We start from the raw sequence: 6,000 nt of genomic DNA, 5'->3' as shown, positions 1-6,000 counted from the left end.
TGCAAAAAGGCTTCCGCGCTTCGCTTGTGCAGAATTTTTTGCCCACAGGAACCTTGTCGCCGTTATTATTTTCCTCTCTGAAACGCTATATAGCAGCATGTGTTCCGCTTTACATGACGGAACGGACAACGGCAAATGCGCACAGTATTTTTTCTCACACCACACGCACAAAGGACGTATTGTCCCTGTGCGTTTTTTTATTTTTGAAAGTTCTACGGATTGGGACAGGTCAATCCAAACAAAATACCCCGAACTTTGAACCAGCCGGGATTCCAAAGGGTGGAACCCTTTGGAAGTGCGGGTTTTACCGGCATCCATGCCGGAACAAATGGGTTATAAGCGGAGAAGAAACCTTGCCCTAAACGGGGTTGTCTCTCTCTCCCTAAGAAAACAACATTTTAAGGAGGTGTTTATGAAACACGGAAACGGAAAGGCGCATGCCTTTTGGGGAGCAGCGGTGCTCATCACAGCCGCAATATTGGCAGCCGCGCTGCTTTTTACCGGCTGTCCCAATAGCGCGGGCGGTTCGGGCAGTGCCACGCCGCCTGCACCGCCTGAAATCGTATACGAGTTTGTAGACATTCAAGGGGCAACCATTACGGGCGTTGACCCTGACTACACCTTACCCGGAACTGGGGCTCATTGGAAAGGTGTATTTATTAAAGACCGGAAGGTAAAATTAAGCCCCTACAAGCTCGGCAAAACAGAGGTAACGTATAAACTGTGGAAAGAAGTCTACGACGAGGCGGTAAAACCTGAACATGGGTATGTATTTGCCAATGCGGGGCAAAAAGGCAGTTCCGGTTCCGGAACGGATGATGAGCCTGTAACGACTATAAGCTGGCGGGACTGCATTGTGTGGTGTAATGCGTATACTCAAATAAAGCTGGGCTCCGATGAGCAATGCGTATACCGCAAAAGCAAAACCGATTCTACCGTATTAAAAAATGCGACTGATACAGCTGCTTGCGATACCGCTTATGCCGATATGAGTAAAAAAGGCTTTAGACTTCCTACTGAAGCCGAGTGGGAATATGCAGCCCGTTGGCAGGGAAGCAACAACACAAATGCGGCACAATACGGCGATGTATACCTTACCAAACTAAACAGTGCAAGCGGAGCGAAAGCTGACTGGAATGATGCTGCGGAAACAGGAGAGGTTGCGTGGTATAGTAGTAATTCAGGCAATAAAACTCATCCTGTAGGAGAAAGGAGAGCAAATGCACTTGGTTTACACGATATGAGCGGAAATGTCTGGGAATGGTGTTTTGATAGGCATGATAATAACCCTGCATCAAACGATGCTGCTTATACAGAGGCCGGTATTGTTACCGATCCTCAAGGTGCCGCGTCAGGCTCTAGCCGCGTCAGGCGCGGCGGCAGTTGGGGCTACAACGCGTACGACTGCACTGGGGGCAAGCGGGACTACTTCAGTCCTGGCATCAGGAACGGCAATCTTGGTTTCCGCCTGGCTTGGTGCCCTTGAGTTCAATGGGTAATGGCTAGTGGGTAATTGGTAATTTTCCAATTACCAATTACAAATTATAAAACCGTCTTGAGTGCGGGGAAAGCTCCGGCTCGGGGCGGTTTTTTTGCGTGCGGGTACTTTGACGAACGACGCACAAAAGTATGCCCTTCAACTATTACTAGCTATAAACCGAAAAATGCTGTACAATAATAAGTATGTCGGATTTATTGAGTGATGCGGAATTTGAAATGTTTCGCAAGGTTATCTATGATGAAAGCGGTATCACATTTTCAGGGACGAACCGTTCCGTTTTAGACAGCCGTATTAGAGAACTCCTGCGCCAAAAAAAAGTCGATTCGGCAGCAAAATATTATGCGTTGATTTTGCAGGATAAAGAAGAGATGAAAGAGATGCTCGATTCGGTTACGACGAATCTGACGCATTTTTTTCGGACGCAGCCGCATTTCGATGCGCTTATCAATTATGTCGTACCGCATCTCATCGATTATAAAAAGCAGCATCATTCCGATGTGATCCGCGTGTGGAGTGCAGGCTGTTCTACGGGCGAAGAACCGTATACGATCGCGATGATTTTAAAAACGATTTTGCCGCCGCCGTTTACGTTCAAGATCACCGCATCCGACATTTCCCTCAAATCGCTTATGGTCGGAAGACTCGGTTTTTATGCGGACAACCGTGTGGAAGGAGTACCTCCCGACTATCTTGCAAAGTATTTTACGAAGTCGTCGGGCGGCTACCAAGTCAATCGGGACATCATGGACACTATCAATTTCGATTATCACAATCTCAGCCACGATTCCGGAAAACGCGATTTCGATATCATATTCTGCCGCAATGTCATTATCTATTTCGATGAGGCGGCACAGGCGGCTGTCGTCCAGCGGTTTTGGGACGCGATGGCACCGCATTCGTATCTGTTTATCGGGCATTCGGAATCGCTGTTCGGCATGAAAACGAAATTCGAATTTTTAAAAACGGAATGGGCGTGCCTGTATCAAAAGATGGAATAACGCTGAATAATAAAATACATACGATAGGAAAACGATTATGGACAACATTGAAGTTCTTATTTGTGACGACTCCGCGCTGATGCGCAATTTGGTGACACGTATCGTTGAGGGAACCGAAGGCTTGCACGTCGCTGCGACGGCGATGAACGGACAATTCGCTCTCGATAAAATCCCCCTCGTAAAACCGGATGTCATCGTTCTCGATATAGAAATGCCGGTGATGAACGGCACCGAATTTTTAAAAGAACGCAAAAAGCGCGGCTGGGATATTCCGGTCATCATTTTATCGAGTGTCGCGACGGAGGGAGCGGCGGTCACGATGGAATGCCTTGAACTCGGCGCAAGTGATTTTATCACAAAGCCCGGCGGTTCCATTTCGACGGATCTGACGGAGGTGTCGGAACACCTTGTCGAGCTGCTCGCTTCTTACGGCTATGCATATGCCCATGCGCACGGGAAAAAGACACACGATCCCGATTATTTTTCACACCAGTTGAAGATGCGCGACGCCGAGCGCTTTGTCGCCGAAAAGAAAGGCATCGCTCCGGCAAAAAATCCCGCGATCGCACCGACGCTGTGGAACCAAAATGCTGAAAAAAACAAGGAACCCGCCGTCGTTACACCGATCCGCGAAGGCGGCCGTATCGAAGTCGTTGCCATCGGAATTTCCACCGGCGGTCCGAACGCGCTCCGCGATGTTTTTAAAGACATCGACGTACGCTTTCCGCTGCCGATCCTCGTCGTCCAGCACATGCCGGCGGGCTTTACCGCGGAGTTCGCAAACAGCCTCGACCGCATCTGTCCGCTCGACGTTACGGAAGCGAAGGACGGAGAAGCCATCGTACCCGCGCACATTTACATCGCCCCGGGCAATTACCATATCTATGTCGTACGGCAGGGTGCCGGTCTTGTTATCAAGCTTTCTCAGGATCCGCCCCGTAACGGACATCGTCCTTCGGCGGATTACCTCTTCGAATCGGTCGCAAAGATTTATCAAAATCATGCGCTCGGTGTCATCATGACCGGCATGGGAAGGGACGGAGCGGCTCAGCTTGCGGAGATGCGAAAGCAGGGGGCGTGGACGCTCGGACAGGACGAAGAGTCGTCGATCGTCTACGGTATGCCGAAAGTCGCATGGGAATTGGGCGGCGTTCAGGAACAGGTGCCTCTCGACCGCATGGCGGCGAAGATAAACGAACTCGTTCGCGATCACTCGAAGTAAAAAAGAAGTCGAAAAGCTGTAAATCGACACGCAGGCGGGGGTATGTTCCGCATAAGCGGGGACTTTTGCCCCTGCTTATTGATACACGGCAGCGATATCGAGTTTTTCGGGATTTCGCTTTTTTTTCGCAACGAGCATGACGCAGGAGCCGGTCGCAAAGAAGAAAACCAGCACGCACAGCGCACGCAGCTGTTCAGTCACCGTTACATTGAAGACGGCTCCGATGGGGGATGCGGCAAAAAATCCTAAAACGGCGGCGAGCACGGGAAGAACGAGCGAAAAAAAGCTTTGCCGCGCTTCGTCTTTTGCGGATAACGCGATGCGCACTTTTTGACCGGGCTTTACGTCAAAGCGTTTGGTATTTGCTACGGTAATGTGCAGCGCGCACGATTTACAGTTTGCGTGGCAGGTTGCGCACGCGCTGCCGTTTTCCGCAGGCGTTACGGTAACGGTATTCGAATCGGCTGAAGTGACGATGTACTGTGTATTCATTTCGGCGCTCCGTGTTTTTCGATCTCTTTCATCCGCCTCGAACATTCCCGTTCGCCTTTTTCGTTTCCGAGTTCTTTATACGTGTCGCGGAGATTGAAAAGCGCGTCGTAATAATAGGGATTAAGCGAAACCGCGTGTTCGAACGAATCGCAGGCTGCAGTAAGCATTTGCCGGTTGAAGTAGATGACGCCGAGCGTGTTCCAAAGGTGCGGATTTTCCGGATTATACGCAAGCCCCTCTTCGCAATAATAGAGCGCAGCGGCAAAATCGCCGAGTCCGAAACACACAAGCGAAAGCGCTTCGACGATCTCTTCATCGGTGCAGTTTTGCGCATAAGCTTTTGTGAGCGCACCGCGCGAATATATCAAATTGCCCGCATCGCGGTAGGTAATACCGAGATTGAACCACAAAAGCGAATTGTCGTTTTCTATCGTAAGGGCGCGGACAAAGCATGCGATCGCTTCGGTGTAGTCTCCGTGCGAAGCGAGGATGATCGCCTGATTGTTGAGCTTTTCCGCCGTTTCATTAAGCATGCACTTTCTCCCGTACATAATCCGCTTCCTGTTTTGTTATCATTGAAGCGAATAAATCGATGATCAGCTGCGGCGTTTCGGTTTCGCTGGATGCGCCGTAAAGCGCGGCAAGTTCGGCGCTCTTTTCGCGGACGAGTGTCTTTCCTTTTTCAAACGCTTTTTCGACGGCACCGCTTCGTTCGATGAGCGAAATACACGCTTCAACTGCCGACGAATCGATGCCGCCGTCGTGTGCTTCGGCAAAAAATCGTGCGATGCGCGCTTTGTCTTCGGGGTGCGATTCTATGTGCAGCAGCACCGGCAGACTTTTTTTCCCTTCGACGATATCGTCGCCGCGTTTTTTGCCGGGGTTTCCCGTCGTGAGATTTTGCACGTCGTCAAGTATTTGAAAGGCCTCTCCGATTTCGGCGGCCGTCTTTCCGGCGCGTTCGATCTCTTCGTCCGTGCCGCCGCCTGCAAGCGTACCGATTTTCGCCGCGAGAGACGCGAGCGTTCCGGTTTTGTTTTGCACCATCGCCGAATACTCTTCGACCGACGGAAAGAGCTCCCGATTTTTGTGCCACAGAATATCCGCTGCCTGCCCGAGGTGGAGGCGGCGTACTTCGTTCGCATAAAGCGCGTAGAGTTGCGCCTTTACTTCGGGAGAAGCGGCAAGGCGATCGATACACACGCTCGCTTCGAAATAAAGCCAGGATGCCGCATTGAGCGCAGCATCGACACCGTATGTGATGTAAGCCGCAGGTTTTCCGCGCCGCGTGTCGGACGAGTCTTCGATATCGTCGTGGATGAGACTCGCCGTATGCACGAATTCGACAAGCGGCGCAAGCGAATACGTTTCGTCTTCGGTGAGAATAGCGCGGCTGCCGTAAAAAGAGCGCGCGTTTTCGGCACACAGCACGAGTAAAAGCGGTCGCCAGCGTTTTCCTCCGAGCTTGATGAGGCTTTTGCACGGCTCAGTGAGGCAAGCGATATGTGTATCCCGCACATCATTTGAAAACGCACCGAAAGAGACGAGCTTCCACGCCGCATCCGATGCGAGCGCGTTTTCGAGAAAGGTTTCGATCCGTGCAAGACGTGAAGAAAATACGCTGTCCATATTATATAATATACAATTATACCGCCGCAAAATCAATTCGTCTTTATAAACAAAAAAACCGAAACCGCGCCGATGCACGAATCGTGCCGACCGTCGATTTCGGTTTTATTAATTTTCGTATCGGCAGGCGCGCAAACGGAAGAACACCCGCCGCACGC

General features: G+C 50.9%; 7 protein-coding genes. 4 read left to right on the top strand and 3 right to left on the bottom strand.

Features of this window, described 5'->3' with window-relative positions; all coding sequences use genetic code 11:
• The 4 genes from JSQ97_RS07320 to JSQ97_RS07305 all read left to right on the top strand — a co-directional run.
• A partial coding sequence (locus JSQ97_RS07320) for a hypothetical protein (protein WP_205075450.1) occupies positions 1 to 259 on the top strand: 259 nt, incomplete at its 5' end.
• Positions 260 to 412: 153 nt separating this feature from the next.
• Positions 413 to 1,486, top strand: coding sequence for a formylglycine-generating enzyme family protein (locus JSQ97_RS07315; RefSeq protein WP_205075449.1), 1,074 nt, complete (start codon positions 413 to 415; stop codon positions 1,484 to 1,486).
• Positions 1,487 to 1,683: 197 nt separating this feature from the next.
• A complete protein-coding gene (locus JSQ97_RS07310; protein WP_187384074.1) occupies positions 1,684 to 2,499 on the top strand; it encodes a CheR family methyltransferase in 816 nt (271 codons plus the stop codon).
• 37 nt (positions 2,500 to 2,536) lie between these two features.
• A complete protein-coding gene (locus JSQ97_RS07305) occupies positions 2,537 to 3,721 on the top strand; it encodes a protein-glutamate methylesterase/protein-glutamine glutaminase (protein ID WP_187384075.1) in 1,185 nt (394 codons plus the stop codon).
• 75 nt (positions 3,722 to 3,796) lie between these two features.
• Here the strand turns inward: JSQ97_RS07305 and JSQ97_RS07300 are convergent, their stop codons facing one another.
• From JSQ97_RS07300 to JSQ97_RS07290, 3 genes are read right to left on the bottom strand one after another with little or no spacing between them, the layout of a single operon-like run.
• Positions 3,797 to 4,213, bottom strand: coding sequence for a SoxR reducing system RseC family protein (locus tag JSQ97_RS07300; protein ID WP_205075448.1), 417 nt, complete (start codon positions 4,211 to 4,213; stop codon positions 3,797 to 3,799).
• Entirely contained in the window at positions 4,210 to 4,746 is a 537-nt protein-coding gene (locus JSQ97_RS07295) for a tetratricopeptide repeat protein (RefSeq protein ID WP_187384078.1), read from the bottom strand. Before JSQ97_RS07295 ends, JSQ97_RS07300 begins: the two co-directional genes overlap by 4 nt.
• Complete coding sequence (locus JSQ97_RS07290; protein ID WP_205075447.1) at positions 4,739 to 5,842, bottom strand: FPP/GGPP synthase family protein; 1,104 nt, start codon at positions 5,840 to 5,842, stop codon at positions 4,739 to 4,741. The genes JSQ97_RS07295 and JSQ97_RS07290 overlap by 8 nt, the downstream gene beginning before the upstream one ends.
• Positions 5,843 to 6,000 lie beyond the last annotated feature (158 nt).

This window comes from Treponema sp. Marseille-Q4523 (assembly GCF_016901105.1).
Taxonomy (GTDB): domain Bacteria; phylum Spirochaetota; class Spirochaetia; order Treponematales; family Treponemataceae; genus Treponema_D.
This window is presented reverse-complemented; position numbering and strand designations above follow the sequence as displayed.

Coding starts and splice junctions, on each gene's coding strand:
- JSQ97_RS07315 (WP_205075449.1), top strand. CDS start 413: ATGAAACACGGAAACGGAAAGGCGCATGCCTTTTGGGGAGCAGCGGTG.
- JSQ97_RS07310 (WP_187384074.1), top strand. CDS start 1,684: ATGTCGGATTTATTGAGTGATGCGGAATTTGAAATGTTTCGCAAGGTT.
- JSQ97_RS07305 (WP_187384075.1), top strand. CDS start 2,537: ATGGACAACATTGAAGTTCTTATTTGTGACGACTCCGCGCTGATGCGC.
- JSQ97_RS07300 (WP_205075448.1), bottom strand. CDS start 4,213: ATGAATACACAGTACATCGTCACTTCAGCCGATTCGAATACCGTTACC.
- JSQ97_RS07295 (WP_187384078.1), bottom strand. CDS start 4,746: ATGCTTAATGAAACGGCGGAAAAGCTCAACAATCAGGCGATCATCCTC.
- JSQ97_RS07290 (WP_205075447.1), bottom strand. CDS start 5,842: ATGGACAGCGTATTTTCTTCACGTCTTGCACGGATCGAAACCTTTCTC.